Source organism: Thalassobacillus cyri, assembly GCF_900107755.1.
GTDB classification, from domain to species: Bacteria; Bacillota; Bacilli; order Bacillales; family Halobacillaceae; genus Thalassobacillus; species Thalassobacillus cyri.
Genome location: NZ_FNQR01000002.1, coordinates 196,129 through 214,706, shown reverse-complemented (window position 1 = coordinate 214,706; position 18,578 = coordinate 196,129). Strand labels below are relative to the sequence as shown.

Here is an 18,578-nt window from a genome sequence, read left to right as displayed (position 1 = left end):
GCTCCTTCTTGTAAAAATTTCATGCTATGTAACTTTTTACGAAATATCGAGCTGGTAAACGTAATTGACACAAAATTGGACTTTCAACCTAATGGGGATGTGTAAGAAGTCAGGGGGTTACCTTAGTGGAGGGAGGGTTCTGTCTTAAAGCGGAGGTGTTCTTACTTAACGCAGCTATGTTCCGCCCTGTCTCAAAAATGTTCTGCCCTATCTCAATAAACTTCCGCCCTAACGCGAAGACCTTCTTACTTAACGATATTTAAGATATACTTCCGATCGCTAGTTTTACCAGCATATCGCGTACAGCATTCTGATAATAGCGTGCGTGCAACTTTTTCCGATGATAAACAGGCAAACGAACGGAATTCCTGATTCGAAATTTCATTTCCAACAAGTAATTGGTAATCCCGTAATGTATCGAGATGAGCATTTTCTGATTTATGCTCACATTGAGGGCAATACCAGTGGGCGCGCTTTCGTTCCATCCCAAATACTTCACATTTTGTACAACGCACCCCCATAACCAAGTCAGCAGCTGTTAAATCAAACCGCTGCAAAATAGATGCAGTAAATGGTGTGTTTTCTCTTTGAAGCGTTACCGCAGCATGCTTTATTTGATCAGGCGTCCAAATGGGAGGACCACTCCTCGCATGCAATTTTTCTACCTCAGAATACAGCAGCTTTGGCCGAATGATCCTGCGTTTTAACTGCTGCATATCCCGTCCTTGCGTTTTAATGGTAGTATTAGGATTCGCTATGATGATGAAAGAATGAATAGGGGTTTCGGGGAGTTGGAATGCTTGCATCCAGCGGGTTAACTGAAGGGTCTGGTGCTTCACTTGTAAAAAAGGATCAGGGAAAATATCCTGCTTCTTCTGATAGGTTCGCAATAACTGATGATGCTCGAGGTCAAAAATCAATTTGCCTCTCAAATTTTTGATTTCCAGAATAAGGATGAAGGAGGGAGCCAGAATCAGGGCATCGATTTGAAAATGACGGATGCCATCAAAAAGGCGGAGATCCTGTAAAATGTGGTAACGATCGTGGGAGAGGTACTGGAGATAGACATCAGCAGTCGTTTCACCGAAATGGCCGGCAGAATGCCTGAGTAAGTGTGATTCCACCTCACTCCATTTCTTATGAGTTGGATGCAGACGAGGTAACAATGCTTCCAATTGTAAGTGCTCCATCGTTTTCGCTCTTATTTTCAATAATCTATCACTCCTTTATTAAGGCGTACCCTCTTATATTCGCTATCAGAGTGAAAAATCCTCTATACATCCAGCCGTATTCTGACCTAACGCTGTTATGTTCCGCCCTGTCTCAATAAACTTCCTACTTAACTGAGTCATCTTCTGACTTAATGCACGAAAGTTCTTCCATAACCCAAAAAGGAGGAGATACAACACCCAACAAAAAGAAGCCGGGGAAACCCCCGGCTTATAATTTAATCATTATTCTTCTACTGTAGCATTTACAGAAACTTGTACTGTTTCTTCGTCTTCTTCCGTTGTTTCTTCTTCCTCAACTGCTTCTTCGTTTTCTTCGTCGACTTCAACCTCTTCTTCCGCAGCTTCCTCGTCTGTCTCAACAGATTCTTCTGCTTCCTCGTCAACTGCTACTGCTAGTACAGCAGAACTATCAGAAGCGTGCTCTTTTGCTGTTGCGCTTGCGTTTGCAGATGCTTGAGCGTTTACTTTGTTTTCTTCAGATTTATTTACTCCTTCTTGTGCTTCGTCTGTTGCTTCTTCATCTTCCTCTGTTGTTTCTTCGCTACCTTCATCTACCTCAACTTCTTCTGTAGACTCTTCTTCCGTAGTTGTTTCTTCGTCAACTTCTACATTTTCTTTTGTACCTTCTTCAGTTGTCTCTTCTTCTACAGCTTCTTCCTTTTCATCAGCTTCTGTCTCTTCTTCCGTAGCTTCGTCTTCTGTTGCTTCACCTGATTCAGTTGTTTCTTCAACTTCTCCGGCTAGAACAGCAGAGTTTTCAGAAGCGTTTGCTTTCGCTGTAGCGCTGGCATTCGCTGCTGCTTGGGAGTTAGCTTTGTTTTCTTGTGACTTGTTTACTTCCTCTTGTGCTTCCTCAGTTGCTTCTTCGCTTTCTTCGCCTGCCTCAACTTCTTCTGTTGAAGCTTCTTCAGTTGCTGTTTCTTTTTCTACTTCTACTTCTACTGTTTCTTCTGTTGCTTCGCCAGATTCAGTTGTCTCTCCAACTTCTCCAGCTAGAACCGCAGAGTTCTCTGATGCATTTTCTTTTGCTGTTGCACTTGCATTAGCTGATGCTTGAGCTTTCGCTTTGTTTTGTTGAGATTTGCTTACTTCTTCTTTTTCTTCAGCTTGAACAGTAACTTCAGCAGCTACGTCAGATTTAGCAGAAGCGTTTGCTTTTGCTTTGTCATTCACTTTCGCTTCTGTCTTTTTCTCAGCTGCTACTTCTTGTTTTTCTGCAACTTTTACTGTTTTTTCTGCATTGGAAGATGCTGCGTCTGTTGATTGCACACCAACAAATGCGCCGATTGTTAAAGTTCCTGCAAATACTAGAGATTTGAACCATGTGTTTTTCATTATTAAATCGCTCCTTAATTTTTATTAGTACTGTAGTTTCGATACTTATATAAAATTAAGAAGCGGCTTTCGGTGGTTCTGCTGGCGGTGCATTCACCCATTGATCTGTGAGAAACTCAGATCTTTTGCCGATTGTTTGAGAATTTGAGGCTACGAACTGGAAAGAACCTGGCAGGTTTCCTTTTATCAAAGAAAAAGTGGTCTGGCCGCCAAAGTCGCCTCCGCTCGAAGATACTGGTGACGGGAACGAAGCTGGTTTAGTCATATGTATCTGAGCGATCGGGTCCTTACTCGGCTCTGGAAGTGGTGCCGGCTCTTCTTGTTCTTGTTTTTTCGGTTGCTGATTAATAGCTGTACTATTTTTTTGAGTGTTCGCCTCTCCTGAATCGGCTGCTGAAGTATCAACTCTTTCGCTCGTTGACTCGGCTTCAGCTCCTACTGGCTGCAAATCCTCTTTTTTATCAGCTTGGTCATCAGCAGAGCTATTATTATGTTTATCTGTTTTAGCAGGCTGCTCTTCACCTTTGCCCGAGCTTTTCTCTACCGAACGTTTTGACCTCCCCTTTTCATCCTGCGGTTTATCTTCAACTTGTTTCTTGTCTGCTGCCTTCTTAGAATCTGCCTTCCTCTTGAGCTCATTTGTCAGTTCGGAAGCTTTATCACTTGCCTGAGGTGGCAGGGTTGAAGTTTTATCCTTTACAGGTTCTGCAGGTTCGCTTTCTTTATTTAGCTGAATATTTTTACCTGTCGTCTCTTGAGAGATTTGCTTGCCATGATTAGAAGCTTCTTCAGCAGTCTCAGAGGCTTGGCTTCCCTTCTCCGCTGCTTGTTCTTTGACAGCTTGAGATGTTTCTTCGCCTTTCTCCGAAGTCTCTTCAGCGACAGGGTTCGATGATTCTATTTCTACATCAGCATGTGGCGATGCCTGTTCAGGAGTATTTCCGATATTCGCAAACGTATCGGCTGGAAGGAAAAATACCGCCAGTACCATTAGACATACGTATAACAATGGTCTTGTGCGCACACGTTCACCTCCTTCCCTCTATTTACAAAAGTTCCTGAATTTCGCAATTTTTTTGTCCGTATTCTGAAAATTGTGTGAGGAATTGTTGAAATTTGCCACTAGAGAACTCAGCTTGTCGACAAATATGTATTCAAAATATACAAAAGGACCGGAAAACCGGTCCTTCCCTTAACTTTCTTCTTTTTCTGTCTGATTGATTATAGACGTTCCGGCCAGATCCCCCGTTACGTTCAAGGCTGTTGCTCCCATACCTACGAGTGCATCGATCGATGTGAGTAATGCGACGACTTCCATCGGCAGGCCGACCTGTGTGAATACAGTAGCAATCATGACAATCCCTGCACCTGGGACCCCTGCCGTTCCAATCGAGGCAAGCGTACCGACAATGACGATGGCCAGCATTTCTCCGAGACCAAGTTCTGTTCCCGTATAGTTAGCAGCAAATACAGCAGAAACGGCAATTCGGATCGCAGCGCCATCCATATTGATGGTTGCTCCAAGCGGCAAGCTGAAGCCATATAAGCTTTTCGAAATACCGAGGTTTTTAGCGGCATTCAACGTAAGCGGCAAGGTTCCGGAGCTGCTTTGGGTGACGAAAGCGGTAATCATCGGAGTCCGGGCTTGAGCAAAGAAATTGCCGGGACTTACTTTGAACAGCAGCATCAGTAAAATATAAATGACAATCTGCACGATAATCGCTATATAAAGAACACCAATCATGTTCCCCAGTTCTAAAATCGTGTTCATCCCCTGATTGCCCACTGTTTGTGCAATGATAGCAAAAATACCGACTGGTACATACTGCAGGATCACATGCATGATTTTGAACGTAGCCTCGTTCAGTCCATCAGCCATTTTATAGACATGCTCCCCAAGAGCTCCGTGCTCTGTTGACCCTCTCAAGGCAGAAATCGCGATTCCGAATGCAAGGGCAGTGAAAATAATACCGAGCAGATTCATTTCACTGAACGCCGTTACGATATTTTCTGGTACAATATTCAACAGCACACTCGCTACGCCAGGATGTTCACCAGCATCCACTGTCTGATCGGTCTGCTGTGTAATTCCTTCGCCCGGTTTCATGATGCTCGCAATAGTCAAACCGACAATCAGAGCAAGAGCAGAGGTAGCGACGTAGTAGAGGAATACTTTTCCGCCCATCCTGCTCAAATTAGCCAGGCGCGTCTGGTTCACCCCTACAATCAATGTAAATAATATCAATGGAATAATGATGAATTGTAATAAACGGAGCAGTAAATCACCAAAAGGTGCCAGCACACTTGTACCTTCGCCGAAAATAATCCCCGCTATAATACCCAGAATAAGAGCAATCGTTATTTTTGCTATCAGCGATACATCCCTATATCGCTTCCAAAGTGTTTTAATACCTCTTCCCCCCTTAATCGTATAAATCCTATTTTATTGATCGGAATTTTATAATAACTTACTAAAACAGGGGATAAAAGTCAAAACAAAGGACTTATTTCCTGCGGGTTGTGTTGGCACCACCAAGTTCCTGGCTATGATCTATCCCTTTAACATTACGAGTATATCTTATGGATGGAAAACAAATAGTATGATTATCGCTGTCTTCAAAGGAGGTGATTACGATTAACGCCCAACGAGCACAGGATATTGCTTTTTCGTCCGATATGGTTCAGGTGACCTATAACGGAGAAAGCGTCTACATCGAACACGTCGACGAAACAAGCGGAACAGCTACCATCCACCCTCTTAACAATCCAGAACAAAAACAAAGTGTTCCTGTAGATAATTTACAGGAACAGTAAGAATTGAACCCACCACCTTACCGTGGCGGGTTCTGCCTTTTCCACCTTCAATTATAGATCGCCGAAGTTATTTCCCGTTTGTCCGCTTGCAAATTCGTTTCGTTCGCCGCCATCAGCCAGCTCCTCAGAAAACGCTACCCCATTTTCTTCCCTGTCATCAAAATCACTTGGTTGTTCATTTAAATAGCTATTTTCTCCAGACGCAAAGTTATCGTTTTGTACACTATACTCCTTCAGCCCTGGGTGTGCTGTTTCAAGCTCTACTTCTTTGTTGTCTCTTGTTTCGACTTCTAATTGCCGTCTTTTTGATGTCTTTTTCTTCTCATCCATACGATCATATCCTTTCTAGTTTAGCTTTTGTCTTTCCATGTTTATAATGATACAAATAGTGGTCTTTATGTATGTCAGGGGTGAGCATAGATTTTCACACCCTTTCAGCCATACGATTCCTCTTATTTAAAAAACTGACTTATCCCCAAGTCCTTATATCGAAAGTTTAGTTTTTCTTATACTTTACCCCTTTACCAATGTTTATCTTCAAAGTGTAAAATAGACCTATTCATTCCTTTCTCCAAATTGGAGGTGACAACCATTGCCAAAACCCCGGTTCAAACTAAGCACGATGATCATATTATTTGTCTGCCTAGTCGTATTAGTTTCTTTATTGATCACTGATATTCTTATTACCAATACAACAAGTGAAAATATAGAAGAGCAATTAGAGGAAAAAGCTATCATCGTCTCACGTACGGTAGCAGAGTCTCAGGTGGTTAAAAATGGATTGCAGAACGAGGCTCAGGAAGAAAACATCCAGGATTATGCGATGACGATCCAGGATGCTGCTGATGTCATGTTTGTGGTCGTCATGGATATGGACGGCATCAGGAAATCCCACCCGGAACCGGACCGGATTGGCAATCATTTTGTCGGCGGTGACGAGAAACGTGTCCTTCAGGGGAAAGCGTATACGTCCAGATCGACAGGTACGCTTGGAAAATCATTGCGTGCGTTTACGCCGATTTATGGTGAAGAACAGAAACAAGTCGGAGCGGTAGCGGTCGGTATCTCGCTGCAAGCGGTGGAATCTTCCATCCAACAAAGCCAGTTGCAGATCATCATAGGTTCCGTTATCGGTGTGATTGTCGGCATCATCGGTGCTTTCCTGCTGGCTAACTATATAAAAAAAAGCTTGTTCGGTTTAGAGCCATATGCAATCGCTAGGATTCACGAAGAAAGGAATCAGATGCTCCATTCCGTCCATGAAGGGATTATTGCCATCGACAAAGACGCCACCATCGTGCTTGTAAACAGGTCTGCAAGGCGGATTTTTAAAAAAGCCGGGCTGATGGATAAAGAACCAATCGGGGTGAACATCCATGAATTTTTACCGGGAACAATGCTGGCTGATGTTTTAAGAAACCCGCACCCTGATCTTGATGAGGAGCAAGTCATCAATGGCGTGTCCATCATCACCAACCGTGTCCCGATTGTGGTAAGCGAACAGGTCGTCGGCGCCATCGCTACGTTCCGTGATAAAACAGAGGTCAACCAATTAGCTGAAGAGCTTACCGGTGTCCAGATGTATGCGGATACGCTACGAGCGCAATCCCATGAGTTCATGAACCAGCTGCATGTACTGCTTGGTATGATCAAGTTAGAAGAATACGATCAAGTAAAAAGCTTCATCAGCAAACTCGTCGACCACCAGGCTCATGAAGTCGGCAATGTCACACGTTCCATAAAGGATCCAGCGTTTGCCGGCTTTATTATAGGAAAAATCAGTTACGCCCGGGAAGCCCATGTTGATTTTACAATCCATTGTGAAACAACAATACCGAAACCCGATGACCCTTCCTTGACCCATGAGCTGATTACGATTCTTGGTAATATTATCGATAATGCCATTGAAAGTGTCAGCCATTCGAAGCAAAAAGACATTACGCTCGAATTATCTTATATTGATGAACTGTTGACGATGACCGTAATCGACACGGGAGTCGGGATAGCTGAAGATAAACAAGAAGAAGTTTTCCAGAAAGGAATTTCCACCAAAGAAGGATCTCATCGTGGCTTTGGCCTCTACCTTGCAACAAACAGTGTAGAGCAGCTGGAAGGATCGATTGAAGTCGACTCCTCTCCAGGGCAAGGAACAACTTTTTCAATCATAGTCCCTTATGAATCAGGAGGTGATGGCAATGATCAAGGTACTGATCGTGGAAGATGATCCAATGGTAGCTGCTCTCAACAAGCAATATGTAGAGCAGTTGGACAGCTTCACCCTCAGTGGAGTGGCGGCAAACATAGATGAGGCAACCGTCCATATGGCGGAAACGAAAGTAGATTTGATACTGCTCGATGTTTATATGCCAGGATTGAATGGTATCGATTTTTTAAGGCAGATCCGGGAACAAAACGAAGATGTTGATGTCATTCTGATTACTGCCGCTTCTGATATTGAGCAGATTCAGCAGTCATTAAGGCTTGGGGCGATCGATTATTTAATAAAGCCCTTTGAATTCGACCGCTTCCATGAAGCGCTCACGCAATACAAACATAACTATTATAAACTTCATCATAAAAGCAGCGTCAGTCAGCAGGAACTTGACCGTTTATTTCGAAAAAAAAGCAGCCAGCCTGCTTACGGCCAGCCAAGACCGCAGCAACTGCCAAAAGGTCTCACGAAAAATACATTGCAGACGATTAATGAAGCAATCCTTTCCAATGAAAGGCGGGATTTTTCAACCGAGGATATTGCTGAAGCAGCAAATATTTCGCGGGTATCGGTAAGGAAATATTTAAAATTCCTTTCAGAAATTGGTTATTTGGAAGAAGACTTGATATACGGAGTCGGACGCCCCATCTACCAATATCGGCTTCATGAGGAGAAGCAACATATTATTGCTTCTTATTTATAAGAATCTAAAAAAGGGAACTTCCTGATTTGAGAAGTTCCCTCGTTATTCTATTGAAGCCACCAATTATTTATTAAGGGTTAGAGCTTTTGTTTATCACATATCCAGCTTTTCTGATGCTACGACTATCCCATCTTCGTCCACATAAACATAATCGCCCGGATTCCAGGTGATATTACCGAATTCTAACGTGATATTTTCCTGTCCTTTCCCTTCTTTTTTGCTTTTCAAAGGAATGGTGCCTAAAGCGATTACCCCAGTATCGGTTTCACATACTTCAAGTGAATCTCGAATATACCCATTGATAATAACTCCCGCTAACCCTCTTTGTGCTGCTATTTCTGCCAGGTTACCACCCATCAACGCGCAATTTTTTGAAGCCGCTCCATCGACTACTAGCACGTTTCCAGGTGGAATGGTTTCTAACGCCCTCCTGACAAGGACATTATCGTCTTTCACCTTAACTGTGGAAATAGGACCAAAAAAACTTTTCTCTTTACCAAAACTTAAAAATGAAGGATCGACGATACTTAGCTTGTTTGGATATTCATCACATAAATCAGCAGTTTTGATAGTCATTATTTCTTCCTCCTATTTTGTGTATAAGTTAGATAATAAAGATTTCAATAAAATGGGCGTTAATTCCTTCTTAACCGTAAGGCTCGATATCGAGATATCCTTTAGTGAATCTTCTACTAAACATCGTTTGTTGAGGAAAGAATATGGTTTATTTACAGTGATTACTTTCATAATGCTTCCCTTCCTGTGGAAACTTGCCCTCTGTCGGGGTCCAGACATTTTGGCAAATATTCTTTTCATTTGCCACTGAATAGGTATATATCCAATCTTTTTCATTTTCAAATTCAACTTCTAAGTGATAAGGGTTATATTGCCTGCCTTCTTTTCGGCTAATCGTCCATTCTTGATTAGGATATTTTTCTGCTAGATATTGATTTAGTTGTTCGATCTTTTTTGATACTTGGTAATCAACCCAGTGAGGACGAATAGTAAAGAATAATAGCAATAGTGCAGATAATAAAGACGCGATAATTAAACTAAGTTTTCTCATTTGCTTAGGCAATAAGCGTGCAATTACAAAAATAACAATTACCAAAATAAAGGACCCTGCAATTTCTATTACGGTAATTGGATGCAATTTAACTCCCCCTCCCCATTATCAAACTTAATAATCTTTCTATTTATTGTTCTTAAAAAACTGCTTTTGTTTCAGTAAAGCAAACATCGATGCCTTATTTAAACAAACCTTATAATAATTATTGTCGAGCAAGCGTAATTCAATGACATGGGGATTGCGTCCGATCGTAATTACTGGTTATATTGAATTCATGTAATACACGAGATTATCGGTCCAGTCGTTACATTCATAAATAAATTCCTTCCTTGTACATTCATACGTCATTCCCACGCCCTCTGCTAATCGAATCGATGGTGTATTATCTAAATTAATGTGAGCTTCAATGCGATGGAAACCAAGATCATGGAAGGCGATATTTAATCCTTCCTTGACCGCTTCTTTACCATAGCCGTTGCTCCAGAATTGGTTGTGAATCCGATATCCCAGAAGTCCCCATTGAAATTCATCTCTCATGAGGGTACTAAACTCAACCTTACCGATGTGTTTCTGGTCCTCTTTCCGAAAAACACCAAAAACATAGGCTTCATCCTGCTCAGCTAATCCTTGAAATTTTGAAACAACCTCATTGAACTTTTCTTGTGTCCATCCGCTCAAATCCATGCCATTGCCGTCATATTTATACTGGGAAGGGAGCCTGTTGCGGAACCCTTCGACCCACCGTTCATAGTCATTGTTATGAAAGGGTCTTAATACTAAACGTTCAGTTTCTGATAAAAACTTTTGTTTTTTCGTTATCAATGTGACATCTCCTTTGCATGACTTCTCCTGCAACTCCCCTTCACCCACTCATATTTCGGGAAGTTCACTCCTTTTTCCTTTCGTTTGTCTCCCTGTTTTTCATCGGACTTGCTATCCACCTTTCCAAGGGTTATCGGAGCCTTTTGGTCATTATGAAATCCGTCTGTTTTTCATTCCCCTATAAAAAGAATGGGCTATTTGGGGAATTCGTTTATGATATAAACCCTCTCAATTAAAATGCATCCTTCCCCATGTCTTCCGACTGTGCATCATTGACATTGAGCTTTTAAACACCAGGCGATTTCATGGTTAAATAAACAAAAAAGAAGTGTGAGGATATGTTGGATAATTCTTTTTTTACTTAATTCAAGTTAAGTGCCTTTTCCAAATAAGTATTCATATTTCCTGGAGAATTCTGATGCTTGAATGTCTCCTGAAAAGTTTCATAACTAATTTCCTGAAGTTGGTGTAAATCTTCAAGAGTACACTTTTTTATCGTTACAGTCATTTCTATATGTCGCTCCTTTATCTGAAAAAGCTATACTCTAGCACATTGGAAAATATTGATAGTAGGAGCATATCATAAGATACACCAGTGAAGTACAGGCAGTTCTCTGCGATCGATATTTAAAAATAAACATACATAACAGTTGTAAAAGAAACCTTTCCGGTTGCTTTTTTTAATTACAATACTATCAATAGTTTCATAACATGTGAAACTTCTGTGAATTTTCTTATTATTTAAAACACAGACATGAAAGCGTTTACGAACCTATTGTTTTAACTATTTTGAAAAGGAGTGGTCGAAATGCCTCAAACAGCCAGAGAGCTCGAGTACGAACGACAGACGGACGCCCAAGTCACGGAAATGCACAATGAAAAGAAAAGACTTTCGATTTTTGAAATTCCGATTCTTTGGTTCGGGGTTTTTGCAGCTATCACGATTTTAAGCCTGTATACAGGCAGCCTGCCCGGTGGGATGATCGGAAGCTTACTTGTCATGATGGTTTTCGGAGAACTGTTAGGTTTCGTCGGCGACCGTACACCGATCGTCCGAACCTTTCTTGGCGGCGGTGCGATCATCGCTATCTTCGGTGCCGCATTTATGGTCTATGCCGGATGGCTGCCGGAAGCATCGGTAACTTCCATGACGGAATTCATGAAAGATGGCGGTTTTCTTAACTTCTATATCGCTGCTTTGATTACTGGAAGTATTCTTGGTATGAATAAAAAGATTCTTGTAAAAGTAGGATTGCGCTACTTCCTTCCGATTTTCGGTGCTGTTATTGGGGCCATGGCGATTGCCGGCCTATTAGGTGCCCTGGTCGGGTTCTCCATCAGGGATGCGGTTCTCGTTATCACCATGCCAATCATGGGCGGCGGCATGGGCGCTGGTGCTGTGCCAATGAGTCAAATCTACTCAGAAATGATGGGTAATGACCCTGGCTACTATATTTCCATGCTTGTCCCGGCGCTTGCGCTTGGTAATGTATTCGCCATTGTACTTGCCAGCATGCTTAACCTGCTTGGTAAAAAAGTGCCTTCTCTAACTGGTAATGGACAATTGATCCAGGGATTCAATTACAAAGAGGAAAAACAAACCTATGATATTCAAAAAATGGGAATCGGGCTGCTTGCGGCCATTACTTTCTTTGCTATCGGCAACCTGCTCGGAGATTTGATTCCGCTTCACCCTTATGCGTTGATGATCATCATCGTTGCAATTGCAAAAATTGCCGATATTATTCCAAAGAATGTCATTGATGGCGCGAGTCAGTGGTATAAATTCGTTGCTAATAACTGGACACTAGCATTACTTTTCGGTATCGGAATCGCCTACACAGATTTGAATACAGTGATCGAAGCATTGACGCTGCAATACATTTTAACCGTATTCGGTGTGGTATTGGGTGCCATCATTGGAGCTGGTCTGCTTGGTAAACTGGTCGGATTCTATCCGATTGAAGCAGCTATTACAGCTGGATTATGTATGGCTAATATGGGAGGAACTGGTGATGTTGCCGTCCTTTCCGCTTCCAGAAGGATGGAACTAATGCCGTTCGCACAAATCTCATCCCGTTTAGGCGGAGCGTTGATCCTTCTGTTAGCCGGCTTGATTATCCCGCTTTTTTGATATAATAAAATCAACCTAACCTGCGTATCAATTTGCTGGTGGGGCTGTCTTTGATAATTTCAGAGGCAGCTCCTTTTGTGGTTAAAATTTAAGATGAATGTGGTGAAAATTTAAGATGAATGTGGTGAAAATATGGAAGTCATCCTAATCGTAGTTCCAGCTTTTATCATTTTTGCAATTGGATTTATCGGACAGAAACAGATCGGCTTTGATCGGAAGTCTATTTCCACTGCCGCCTTATACTTAATGTATCCATTCCTGGCTTTTCGGACGTTTTATACGAATGAAGTAACCATTGATTACTTATACATCGTGATTTTTTGCATCGCGCTGATGCTGCTATTGATTTTATTGGTCGTTGTTATTGCTAAATTACAAGCGCAATCAAGATCGAAATCTTCCGCCCTGGTACTTGCCAGCGTATTTATGAATAGCGGCAACTACGGGGTTCCAATCATTTTGTTCGCTTATGGAGAGGCTGGTGTGGACTATGCCATCATCATGATGGTCATCCAGTCATTATTGATGAATACGGTGGGCCTTTATTTTGCCGCCCGTGGAAGCAGTACAGCCAACCATAGTTTCAAAGATTCACTTGTGAAAATCGCCAGGATGCCGATTAACTATGCGGTCATCCTGGGTTTGATGACACAGGCATTCAGTGTTAGCGTTCCGGAGTTCATCATGCAAGCCGTCCACTTTGTTGCTGACGCTACCATTCCGACAATCATGATCGTTCTCGGTATGCAGCTCGCATCACTGACAAAGGGTACGGTAAAATGGGCTGACCTCTCTACCATTTTTTCGATACGCATGATTGTCTCGCCAGTTCTTGCTTTAGTATTGACGATGATCATGGGGTTAGACCCAATGCTGGCCAGTATCCTGATCATTCTGGCAGCCATGCCGACAGCCGCAAACACGACGATGTATTCGTTGCAATTCAATACCGAACCACAGCTGGTTTCTTATAGTACATTAGTGACGACAGTTGCCAGCTTAATTACCGTTCCACTGATGCTCTGGCTGGTTGGTGCTGTATCCTAGCAATCTCTTTTTTCATGCTATACTAAAAGAAAAAGGAGGCGAATCTATTGGCAAAACAGGTTGAAAACGCGATTCAGGATGTTTATCCAGACGACTTTTCCTGGTGTTATGGGTGTGGAAGGCTGAACAAAGAGGGCCATCACTTCCGGACGGGATGGGATGGAGATCAAACCGTAACAATTTACACGCCACGCCCGGAACATACGGCTGTGCCAGGTTTTGTTTACGGAGGGCTGACAGCTTCCTTGATCGACTGTCACGGGACAGGGTCAGCTGCTTTAGCGTTACATCGGAAAAATGGGCATGAGCCTGATGACGACGCCGAGGCACCACGTTTTGTAACGGCTTCGTTGGAAGTGAAATTCCTGAAGCCTACCCCGCAGGATGTTCCGTTGAAAGCTATCGGTGAGGTAGAAGAAATCCACCCCAAGAAGTTCAAAGTACATACAGAGGTTTATGCAGGGGATGTCCTTTGTTCCAAAGGAGAAGTTGTTGCTGCCTTGATGCCTGAATCATTCGGTAAGTAATAGATTTACACAGCCACTCTTTAAACAGGGTGGCTTTCCTTTTGCAGGAACCCAATGGTTTGATTACCTATTATTTCTTGTAAAACTATTATTATCTTAGCTTAATGTCAGTGAAACCTCTTTACAGTATTCGTCTGTTAGACTAGGAATTGGCTTGCGAAAGACAAACTTCGACAAGCTTCAACAACACGAATACTCTCTAGGAGGAATTTCATGTACAAAACAAAACTTTCGGTAAGGAAATATGTTGTTTCAACCGCTTTGGTAACGTCCCTGGCATTCACGCCTGTTCTAAGTGATGGGGCATTTGCAAAAGCTGACCCATCTGCAGGAGATACAGATACAAGTGTTTCTGACAATCAACAAGTCGAAACATCATTTCTTGATAAAGGCGACCGTGGCCAGGAAGTAGAAGCGCTACAAGCGGAACTGGAAGATCTGGGTTATTATACATATAACCTTGATGGCATTTTTGGTCCGATTACAGAAGCTGCAGTAAAAGACTTCCAGGCTGACCAGGGTCTTGCTGTTGATGGAGTCGCTGGACCAAACACCTTGGCAGCATTAAACGGCACAGCTGATAGTGAAACCGCAAAGACAGAAACAGTGTCCTTAGATGAAGATACCGCTTCCGAGGATGCAGCTTCCTCCTCTGATGTTGTGTCTATCGCAGAAAGCGTAATCGGCACACCTTACGTATGGGGCGGCACTACTCCGGACGGCTTTGACAGCAGCGGGTTCATCCAGTATGTATTCGCGCAAGTCGGCGTGGAACTGGACAGAAAAGAAAGTGACATGTGGTTGAATAATGGTACTACTGTAGAATCTCCAAAAGTCGGGGATGTCATCTTCTTTGAAGGGACGTATGACACCGAAGGAGCTTCTCACAGCGGTATCTATATCGGCGATAACAAGATGATTCACGCGGGATCTGATGGTGTCGAAGTAGCAGACATCACCATCGATTACTGGCAAGATCATTATCTAGGCGTCAAATCTTTTCAATAATTCGTGATACCTAAAGCCAGGGCATGTGCCCTGGCTTTTTTCTTTATTTGGCCATCCCTATTTGGCCGCCCCGGGACTTCCATTACCTGGAGGATCCGGGGTGGCCATTTTATTTTTTCCATTCTGCTTTCAGCATGCCATAAACAACATGGTCGACGTAATGGTCATACAACCATTCCGCCTGTCTGATTCTTCCTTCTTCGACGAACCCCAGCCGCTCCGGCACTGCTCTGCTTTTTGTATTCTCATAGGCTGCCTTAATATCGACGCGATTCAGGTTTAATCCCGTAAATGCATAATCGGTCAGCGCTTTTGCAACCCTTGTCATGATGCCCTTCCCCTGATAACCCTCGCCGAGCCAATACCCGATGTAAGCCACTTTATTCGTCCAATCGATTTCGTTATAACCAGCCGTTCCTGCAATTTCACCTTTATACAGGATGAAAGTGGTTAAGCTTTTGTTTTCTATGTACCCTTTTCTCGATAATTGGATGAAAGCTTTCGTGTCTTCCACTCGCTTCGTCATATCTACCCATCCGAGCCATTCTCGCAAATGGTCGCGTGAGTTATCTGTCAGTTCAAAAACGTGGTCGGCATCGGCGATCTCTGGCAATTTCAGTGAAATTTCTTCATCGATTTTATATGTAAACATACTATTCCCCTTTTCATTACTTTCTATCATACTATTTTTTCATAAAAAAAACTCGGCTTGTCGCCAAGTACTTATGGGGAAAAACTTAGTCTTTTCTTACACTTTAATCCTTCAACAAAATTAAACTTTTTAAAGGAACCCCCCGGGTTATCCAATTTTGAGAACCGGGGGGTACAGTTCTTTACATCTCTTGTTCAGTTGGGCGGACGACTATTTCGTTAATGGTCACTTCGGCGGGTTCTTCCAGAGCAAAACGGATGGTTCTCGCAATACTGTCTGGCTGGATCGCCATATCATAAAGATCATCAACACCGGACTTCAAATCTTCATCTGTAATGGTTGATGTCAGTTCTGTAGAAACTGCGCCTGGCGAAATGATGGTTGCCCGGATATTGCTATTTTTCGATTCTTCCATGCGTAGCCCATCGGTGATAGCCCGGACTGCAAACTTAGTTGCACTGTATACGGCACTTCCCGGAAAGACGACATGCCCTGCCACAGAAGACAGGTTGATAATATGGCCCTGTTTTCGTTCCCGCATATGCGGAAGTACAGCGTTAATCCCGTAAAGCACACCACGAATGTTAACGTCGATCATTTTATCCCATTCGTCCACTTTTTGTTTGTTCAATAAGGATAAAGGCATTAGCCCGGCATTGTTCACCAGGGCATCAATTTGCCCGAACTCATCAATTGCATGTTCTGCCAGCTTTTCCATTTCCTCGTGGCTGGTGACGTCGGTTGCCTTGTAAGTGGCCTCTCCCCCACCTTGATTAATTTTATCTTTCAATTCCTGCAATCGTTCCTCTCTTCTTGCCGCCAAAACCAATTTGGCACCTTTAGAAGATAATTCTTTGGCGGTTTCTTCTCCAATTCCACTGGAAGCTCCCGTAATGATTACTACTTTATCTTGAAGACTAGGCATTAAAAACATCCTCCTCTATTTTTCACATCCCTAAACCATTACCAACAAGGATGGTTTTAAAACATCGGTGAATATTAAGAAATGATTAAGATAATTGAAAGGTTTTCGGTTTTCCGTCATAGAATTAGTGTAAATGATACTATAAAGACAGAGACGAAAAGGAGGCAGTCTAGTGGACAAGATCGCGGTATTTTGCGGAGCCAGCATGGGAGCTTCGGAAGTATATGCAGAAGGTGCCAAGGCACTGGGAAAAGAATTGGCAAGAAAAAATATTACCCTCGTTTACGGTGGGGCAAGTGTCGGCATGATGGGAACAATTGCAGACACCGTGCTTGAAGCAGGTGGACAAGCCATTGGGGTCATGCCAGATTTTCTGGATCAGAAAGAACATACCCACCAGCACTTATCCAAACTGATTGTTGTTGATTCGATGCATGAGAGAAAAGCGAAGATGGCAGAGCTTGCTGATGGTTTTATCGTGATGCCCGGCGGTGCGGGCACAATGGAAGAGTTCTTCGAGATTTTCACCTGGGCGCAGCTCGGGCTTCATCGAAAACCGTTTGGTCTCTTTAATGTCAATCAGTATTATGAACCACTCGTTGCGTTATTCAACCATATGTCCAGGGAACATTTTTTAGCAGAGAAACATCGGACGATGGCACTTGTAGACAGTGATCCAACAGGACTGATTCATCAATTACAGAACTATGATGCTCCTTCCGGGACAAGGACTTATATCTCGGAAGACCAGACATAAGAAAACAGACCCGCGTGGCAGGTCTGTTTTTTTATGTTCTTATTATTTTTTAGAAACCATAGTCTTGGTCGCGATCTGTCAACGGGATATCGTAATAACGATCGGCATCAATTTCATACACATCTCCAGATGCAACCTGATCGATGATCCCATAAACACCAAGCTCAACAGCTTTTACCAACTGTCCCAGCTTCTTTTGACCATAACTCTGGGTTTGCCCGGTTACTTCAAACAGGACGGCACCACTTCCATTCAAGGCAAAAGAACCTAGTGCAGTTCCAGGAAGATCAAGGTTCTGCGGATACAGAGTGATGTTGTCAAACGGCGAGTTTCCTCTCTCCTGCAGCGCATCATATGCCGCTACATTTAACTTCTTGGAAAAATCAAAATCATAAGTGTCGGCGTATTCACTATATTTTTCTCCCTCTACACTTTCCGGATGAGGAATGAAATCCCCGGAAATGGAAAGAGTTACCTTTTCATCGCTTCCTTCTACATAGTACTCACCCTGGTGATGAAGGTCGACAAAAACATCTACCTTTCCATACTCCTCCATCAAACCTTTATAAACATCTCGTACTGTTTGGGCTTCCGGTGTGATGTACCATCCCGGCTGACTGGAATTTGCAGGAAAGTCCTCTGGTTGTGGCTGATAATCTAAATCAGGATTAAAATCACGATTGACATCAAAACCAGGCTGTGAAGCATAATCCCAATATTGATTGGTATACGTATAATAGTTCCAGGATGGCTCAGCACCTTCCAGCTGAGGAAAATCTTCCACGACCTCTTCCCATGTCATATCGTTCCCCCGGCGGTTCAATTCCGTTGCATCCGGGTTGATCATCGGCATGGCTACGATGGTCACTTCCTGAAGAATGTTCTTTATTTCAGGGGAGTTATTAGAACCGAAACTCTGCAACAAATTCAGTAATGCAGCTGTACCTGTTTTTTCATTGCCGTGAATTTCACTTTGAAGCAACAGAACTTTATCACCAGTTCCAACAGTCGCTGTATATATTTCACGTCCCTGGTTGGAATAGCCGGCTACTTCCACATCCACCGTGCCTTGACTGCTCTTTTCAATTTGAGCAAGCTTATTACTTAATTCAGCATGGCTGATAAAACCACCAATCGAATACTCCTGGTTTTCTGGTGTACCAGGGTTAGTCCCATGGGAATCTGCATAAACAGGAGCGGCTAAACCAGCTGTAAGTACGATGGAACTGCACAGTAATGCAAATTTGTTCTTTTTTCTCAATGAAATTCCTCCTTTAATTTCTAGATTATTCTACTTAATTCTTCCTTTTTCTGCAGTCTCCTTTGTAAAATTCAAAAACA

The 18,578-nt window shown here is 42.8% G+C and carries 19 protein-coding genes and 1 pseudogene; 8 read left to right on the top strand and 12 right to left on the bottom strand.

Annotation, left to right across the window (positions count from 1 at the left end; all coding sequences use genetic code 11):
* Positions 1-245 precede the first annotated feature (245 nt).
* The 4 genes from BLV00_RS03335 to BLV00_RS03320 all read right to left on the bottom strand — a co-directional run bounded on the left by BLV00_RS03335 (position 246) and on the right by BLV00_RS03320 (position 4,977).
* Positions 246-1,211 carry a nuclease-related domain-containing protein gene (locus BLV00_RS03335; protein ID WP_093042386.1) on the bottom strand — a complete coding sequence of 322 codons (966 nt, stop codon included), beginning with the start codon at positions 1,209-1,211 and terminating at the stop codon, positions 246-248.
* 243 nt (positions 1,212-1,454) lie between these two features.
* A complete protein-coding gene (locus BLV00_RS21835; RefSeq protein ID WP_093042384.1) occupies positions 1,455-2,567 on the bottom strand; it encodes a hypothetical protein in 1,113 nt (370 codons plus the stop codon).
* Positions 2,568-2,622: 55 nt separating this feature from the next.
* Positions 2,623-3,591, bottom strand: coding sequence for a hypothetical protein (locus BLV00_RS03325; protein WP_093042382.1), 969 nt, complete (start codon positions 3,589-3,591; stop codon positions 2,623-2,625).
* Between the two features lie 168 nt (positions 3,592-3,759).
* Positions 3,760-4,977 (bottom strand): dicarboxylate/amino acid:cation symporter, encoded by a 1,218-nt coding sequence (locus BLV00_RS03320; RefSeq protein WP_093042380.1) that lies wholly within the window; start codon positions 4,975-4,977, stop codon positions 3,760-3,762.
* Positions 4,978-5,201: 224 nt separating this feature from the next.
* Between BLV00_RS03320 and BLV00_RS03315 the strand changes: the two genes are divergently transcribed.
* Positions 5,202-5,381, top strand: a complete 180-nt coding sequence (locus BLV00_RS03315) for a small acid-soluble spore protein H (RefSeq protein ID WP_093042723.1) — start codon at positions 5,202-5,204, stop codon at positions 5,379-5,381.
* 51 nt (positions 5,382-5,432) lie between these two features.
* Here the strand turns inward: BLV00_RS03315 and BLV00_RS03310 are convergent, their stop codons facing one another.
* Positions 5,433-5,711 (bottom strand): hypothetical protein, encoded by a 279-nt coding sequence (locus BLV00_RS03310; RefSeq protein ID WP_093042378.1) that lies wholly within the window; start codon positions 5,709-5,711, stop codon positions 5,433-5,435.
* A 262-nt stretch (positions 5,712-5,973) separates the two neighbouring features.
* On the opposite strand from BLV00_RS03310, the gene dcuS reads away from it, so the two are divergent.
* Complete coding sequence (gene dcuS, locus BLV00_RS03305) at positions 5,974-7,605, top strand: DcuS/MalK family sensor histidine kinase (RefSeq protein WP_093042377.1); 1,632 nt, start codon at positions 5,974-5,976, stop codon at positions 7,603-7,605.
* Positions 7,577-8,296: a response regulator gene (locus BLV00_RS03300; protein ID WP_093042375.1), complete on the top strand. Its 720-nt coding sequence runs from the start codon at positions 7,577-7,579 to the stop codon at positions 8,294-8,296. Before dcuS ends, BLV00_RS03300 begins: the two co-directional genes overlap by 29 nt.
* A gap of 93 nt (positions 8,297-8,389) precedes the next feature.
* On the opposite strand, the gene rraA is transcribed toward BLV00_RS03300, so the two are convergent.
* The 4 genes and pseudogenes from rraA to BLV00_RS22305 all read right to left on the bottom strand — a co-directional run.
* On the bottom strand, positions 8,390-8,872 hold the full coding sequence (gene rraA / locus BLV00_RS03295; RefSeq protein WP_093042373.1) for a ribonuclease E activity regulator RraA: 483 nt from the start codon (positions 8,870-8,872) through the stop codon (positions 8,390-8,392).
* A gap of 148 nt (positions 8,873-9,020) precedes the next feature.
* Positions 9,021-9,449, bottom strand: a complete 429-nt coding sequence (locus BLV00_RS03290; RefSeq protein WP_093042371.1) for a hypothetical protein — start codon at positions 9,447-9,449, stop codon at positions 9,021-9,023.
* A 177-nt stretch (positions 9,450-9,626) separates the two neighbouring features.
* Positions 9,627-10,187 carry a GNAT family N-acetyltransferase gene (locus BLV00_RS03285; RefSeq protein WP_093042721.1) on the bottom strand — a complete coding sequence of 187 codons (561 nt, stop codon included), beginning with the start codon at positions 10,185-10,187 and terminating at the stop codon, positions 9,627-9,629.
* 197 nt (positions 10,188-10,384) lie between these two features.
* Positions 10,385-10,695, bottom strand: a pseudogene (locus BLV00_RS22305) (GNAT family N-acetyltransferase); the annotation flags it as partial.
* Between the two features lie 360 nt (positions 10,696-11,055).
* Between BLV00_RS22305 and BLV00_RS03280 the strand changes: the two are divergent.
* From BLV00_RS03280 to BLV00_RS03265, 4 genes are all read left to right on the top strand, one after another.
* On the top strand, positions 11,056-12,321 hold the full coding sequence (locus BLV00_RS03280) for a 2-hydroxycarboxylate transporter family protein (protein WP_425441641.1): 1,266 nt from the start codon (positions 11,056-11,058) through the stop codon (positions 12,319-12,321).
* A 132-nt stretch (positions 12,322-12,453) separates the two neighbouring features.
* Entirely contained in the window at positions 12,454-13,368 is a 915-nt protein-coding gene (locus tag BLV00_RS03275) for an AEC family transporter (protein WP_093042367.1), read from the top strand.
* 47 nt (positions 13,369-13,415) lie between these two features.
* The gene (locus BLV00_RS03270; protein ID WP_093042365.1) at positions 13,416-13,895 is read left to right on the top strand and encodes a PaaI family thioesterase; all 480 of its coding nucleotides are present in this window, start codon (positions 13,416-13,418) and stop codon (positions 13,893-13,895) included.
* Between the two features lie 213 nt (positions 13,896-14,108).
* Positions 14,109-14,903 carry a C40 family peptidase gene (locus tag BLV00_RS03265; RefSeq protein WP_093042363.1) on the top strand — a complete coding sequence of 265 codons (795 nt, stop codon included), beginning with the start codon at positions 14,109-14,111 and terminating at the stop codon, positions 14,901-14,903.
* Between the two features lie 109 nt (positions 14,904-15,012).
* Here the strand turns inward: BLV00_RS03265 and BLV00_RS03260 are convergent, their stop codons facing one another.
* On the bottom strand, positions 15,013-15,555 hold the full coding sequence (locus tag BLV00_RS03260) for a GNAT family N-acetyltransferase (RefSeq protein ID WP_093042361.1): 543 nt from the start codon (positions 15,553-15,555) through the stop codon (positions 15,013-15,015).
* A gap of 181 nt (positions 15,556-15,736) precedes the next feature.
* Positions 15,737-16,480, bottom strand: coding sequence for an SDR family oxidoreductase (locus BLV00_RS03255; RefSeq protein ID WP_093042359.1), 744 nt, complete (start codon positions 16,478-16,480; stop codon positions 15,737-15,739).
* Between the two features lie 172 nt (positions 16,481-16,652).
* Here BLV00_RS03255 and BLV00_RS03250 point away from each other — a divergent pair, with 172 nt between their 5' ends.
* A complete protein-coding gene (locus BLV00_RS03250; RefSeq protein WP_093042357.1) occupies positions 16,653-17,237 on the top strand; it encodes an LOG family protein in 585 nt (194 codons plus the stop codon).
* 49 nt (positions 17,238-17,286) lie between these two features.
* Here the strand turns inward: BLV00_RS03250 and BLV00_RS03245 are convergent, their stop codons facing one another.
* Complete coding sequence (locus BLV00_RS03245; RefSeq protein WP_093042355.1) at positions 17,287-18,498, bottom strand: M14 family zinc carboxypeptidase; 1,212 nt, start codon at positions 18,496-18,498, stop codon at positions 17,287-17,289.
* Positions 18,499-18,578: the final 80 nt, after the last annotated feature.